4 protein-coding genes are annotated in these 3,992 nt (G+C 67.5%); 2 read left to right on the forward strand and 2 right to left on the reverse strand.

Translation table 11 applies throughout. The features are described from left to right. Nucleotides 1-101: 101 nt before the first annotated feature. Both VNF71_15185 and VNF71_15190 read right to left on the reverse strand, forming a co-directional pair. Nucleotides 102-860, reverse strand: coding sequence for a hypothetical protein (locus tag VNF71_15185; protein HVA75900.1), 759 nt, complete (start codon nucleotides 858-860; stop codon nucleotides 102-104). 274 nt (nucleotides 861-1,134) lie between these two features. Continuing rightward, nucleotides 1,135-2,883 (reverse strand): hypothetical protein, encoded by a 1,749-nt coding sequence (locus VNF71_15190; protein HVA75901.1) that lies wholly within the window; start codon nucleotides 2,881-2,883, stop codon nucleotides 1,135-1,137. Between the two features lie 514 nt (nucleotides 2,884-3,397). Here VNF71_15190 and VNF71_15195 point away from each other — a divergent pair. Both VNF71_15195 and VNF71_15200 read left to right on the forward strand, forming a co-directional pair. Then, nucleotides 3,398-3,691 (forward strand): hypothetical protein, encoded by a 294-nt coding sequence (locus VNF71_15195; protein ID HVA75902.1) that lies wholly within the window; start codon nucleotides 3,398-3,400, stop codon nucleotides 3,689-3,691. Further along, a complete protein-coding gene (locus VNF71_15200) occupies nucleotides 3,681-3,935 on the forward strand; it encodes a hypothetical protein (GenBank protein ID HVA75903.1) in 255 nt (84 codons plus the stop codon). Before VNF71_15195 ends, VNF71_15200 begins: the two co-directional genes overlap by 11 nt. Nucleotides 3,936-3,992 lie beyond the last annotated feature (57 nt).

Here is a 3,992-nt window from a genome sequence, read left to right on the forward strand (position 1 = left end):
CAGCTCGAGGGCGATCTTCTCGGTGGTGCGCCTCGTCCACTTGATCCCGGTCACCGGGTCGCCGGCGGTGTCGGGCTCCATGAGCTCGGTGATCCGGTCGATCACCTCCGGGGTGCTTTTGGGCTGCGACCGCCCCCGGAGCGCCGTGCGCCGCCCCGGACCACGTCGCCCCCCATGAGCTCACGCCGTCCCCGGGCGACGGTGGCGGGGTCGAGGCCCAAGAGTTCGGCCACCTGGGCGTCGCCGCCGTGGCCGGCCTTCATCGCCTCGAGCCCGGCGTACAGACGGCGCTCCTGCTCGTCGAGCAGGCTGTAGAAGAGCACGATGGCGGCCTTGAGCTCCTCGGGCAGCACACGCAGGCCGCCGCGGGGACCGAGGACATCAGGGGTGGCGTCTGCGATCTTTCGCTGGGCCCGCTGGCCCCGTCTGAAGGAGGCGTCCGCGCTCAGGTATACGTAACGACCGCCCATCTCCTCGCGCACGAGGCGCTCCGAGCGCACCAGGTGCAGCAACGCCGCCTTCGGGTCGACGTGGAGCACATCAGAGAGCTCGGTCACCGAGTAGCCGGCGTCCGAGGCCTCCACCAGTGCCGCCGCGGTCGCGACGAGCGTCCCGAAACGGGAGAACCACACCTGCCGGAACGACCACAATCCTGACTCGTCGAACCGGCAGACCTCGTTGAGGGCGTAGTAGCGGCCCCGGTGCGAGTAGCTCGTGCGGTAGTCGAGCGAGGCGAGCTTGCGGAACACCGTGGCGTCGGCCTCGGTGCCGAGCGCCGCCTTCAGCTCGTCGAGAGCGGCAATCTTGTTCGCCCGCAGCAGCCGGGCCAGGTCGTCGGCGTGGTAACACTCGGGTCTCATTCTGAGAGCATTCCTCCTATAGAGGTGTAATCCTCTCATAACCCGTGGGCAGATAGGTGGATCCCCAGGAGGTGGACAGACCCGGAGATCGCACTCCTCACAAGGGATTCCGTACTCCGGCGTGACACGCTCGGGGCGACGCGCACTCTGCAGAACGAATGGAGTGCGCTCAGAACCTTAAACTTATTGTTGCGTCAGCCCTTAGCGCCGATTTTCGCGTAGCGAATTCGACCCCAATCGGGTTCCCGGCTCACCGAGCAGGGGTGCCTGAGCGTCAGTCGAACTCGAAGCGAAGGCGCCGACCACCCCACCACGGGACGGCCACCTCGGGGAGGTCGGCCTGGCGGAGCACCGGTGAGTAGGTGCGGCGCTTGAGCCGGACCGTGATGGTGTCGCCCCCGTTCACGATGACGCCTCCGGTCGACAGGAAACGTCGCTGGATGGTGTCGGGGACTGCACCGTGGTAGCCGGTCAGGCGGCGGCGCAGCGACGCGCATACCGCGCCGGCGAGGACGCTCAGTGCAACGTCGAGGTCGACGTTCAACGGCACCGCCCCGCACAGGGCGTCGACGCCGAAGCTGCGGATCGACTCGGCCAGGCGTTGTTCGATGGTCATGCGACTGGCGTAGCGCTCGATGACGAGCTTGGTCGTGGAGTTGCGGCGGTTGGTGATGATGACAGTCGGCGCCTCCCGACCGAGCCCGCGCACCACCAGCTGGCGGACGGTGCCGGGGTAGTTCGTGATCGCCACCTCCTCGTCGACCACCTCGGGCGTGCGGTAGGCGCCCTCGCGGTCGAGACGGACCTTGTGCCAGCGGTGGGCCGGCATGCCGGCGATGTGGCGGTTGAGCGAGGGCGAGCGCATCCGCAAGGTGATGAAGCCGATACCGAGGGCGTCGAGCTCGCCCAGGACTCGATGGGTGGTCACCTTCTGGTCCATGACGAGCAGCTTGGGCCACTCCCCTGTGAGCGTGCGCCAGTGTTTCGAGAACTCGAGCACCTCGTTCGCCTGGGTCGCCTTGGTGAGATCGGCGTTGGCGTAGACGATCGTGCGCGTGGAGGCGTCCTGGGCGAAGAAGCTGAGCACCGAGCGGGTGCGCTGCGAGCGCTTGGGGACGTAGTGCTTCTCGAGGGCGACGTCCTCGCCGTAGTGCATGATTGCGTGGAAGTCGAGATCGAGGTCGCCGCCTTTGTCGGCGATGAGGTTCGCCTCCAACATCGCCCCGCCGAGGGCACCGAGGAACGCCTGCTGGCGGGCGTGGCTCAAGCGGTAGGAGTAGGTGGTGAGCGCCGTGGTCTTGGGCAAGGCCACGAGCGCGGCGAACAGCGCGGCGCCGGGGTCGGCGGCCAGGTCGTCGACGTGGCTCACCCGGCGCGTCTGGGTGAGCTTCAAGGCGAGGAGGCTGAGCACGTAGCTCTGCGCCGGGATCACACTCGTCCCCGGATAGCCGGCCTTCTCGACGAGCGATCCGAACCCGAGCTCCACGAGCTCGGGGACGCACAACAGCAGGCCCGCCACCTTCGACTCCTGGCGCTCGGGCATCGTCGTAAAGTCGAGGACCTCGGCGCGCGGCGGGTGCGCACGGGGCGCGCCGCCCCGGGCGTCGAGCGGCCGCGGCCACATCCGGGCGAAGCCCTCTTCTTGGATGACCTCCGCCACGCCGGTGCGGTTGAGGGGGGTGTCGGTCCCTGCCAACGCCTCTGCGATCTCGGTGGCCGAGTAGCCCTCCTTGCGCAGCTCGATGATGCGCTGGCGCGCCGCCTCCTTGCCCGGCGCGGTCGTCGGTCCGGGCCGTGGGAGGGCGAAGAACCCGGTCTTCCCCGCACGGAAGTCGCGCACCGCCGAGTACAGCGTGGCCACCGACCAGCCCGCCCGCTTCGCGGACTCCTCGGCGGACAGACCCTCGAAGACGAAGCCCCGCAGCGCCTCGTAGCGGCGGTGGTTGGCCGAGGCCGGCTTGGCGAAGAACTCCCCGCCCGGCCTGGGTGGGTCGATTGGGGCCGATCTCGCTGCCTGTGGCACCTCTTCAGGAGAGCAGAACGCCGCCCCCAGGTCAACGACCCTCGGGGGCCATAATCACATTGGTGTAACTACCAGGGCCTTTACCAACCCGGCATGGGTAGCTCGGGCTGCAAGCACCGCCACGACTCCACGGTCATGTACAGCGAAACTGGCCCTAACACTGACCGTCGCCGAGCCGCGAAGCCCGAGATCAGCTGAGCAGGGGCTGCCCGGGATCTCAGGGAGCACCGGCCAAAGTGGGGTAGGTCGTCTGGCCGCGAAAATCGGCGTTAGAGACGCACGAAGAGCCCAGATGGTTGCCGGGCCGGAAGTATCGCAAGGTTGCCCGCGCGTGGGGTACTGGCTGCCTGGGCACCGGACAGGACGGCTCAAGGGCGAATCTGGGCCGTCTGGTGGCTGGCTACGGGAGCTTCACGGGCGATGGCTCTGCCCCAGAGACGGACCTCTGGGACGGACGCGGCAGGCCCCGTCTGGACTCACCAGACGGATGACACGCGCCACGATTCTCCGACGATTGACCTCGGTCACGGTCATCCTTACCGTGCTCGTCGGACTGGACGGATGTTCCCAGCCGGTCGGCAACCCTTTCGCATTGACGAACCTCACCAGTGCCCTGACCGAGGCGAACGCCTTGTACCAGGCTGGCGGCAAGGCGTTCACCAGCGGCGTCACGGGGGTCTTCTCGTCATCAGCGCCCGAGTTCGCTTGGACCGATGGTGCGTGTGGAGCTACGCCGTCGAACTGCATCAGCTATCGCGTCTACAGCGCGGTGAAGGACGGCGACGACCAAAGTGCTCATGCTCGCTGACCTTGGGCTCAACGCCTGCTGGTACCTCTTGCAGGTCGAACAACCTCTCACCATGGTGTTGGAGCCGCCTCCAAGAGTGCTGACCATCGTCGGCACGGGCAGGCACCAACTCGACGTTCAGCAGGCGGGTATCTACTACGCCCGCTCCCAAGACGGACGGACCAGTTGCTCCGCCACCGACCCGGTGGCGGAGAGCTTCCACCGCTGGTTCACGACGTACTCGTCGGTCAGCGCTAGCGGGTAAGGCACGGAACTCGGCTACATCTCCTGGCATATCGGGTGCACCGTCGTGACCTTCTCG

It is taken from the genome of Acidimicrobiales bacterium (assembly GCA_035533095.1).
GTDB lineage: Bacteria > Actinomycetota > Acidimicrobiia > Acidimicrobiales > Palsa-688 > DATLUM01.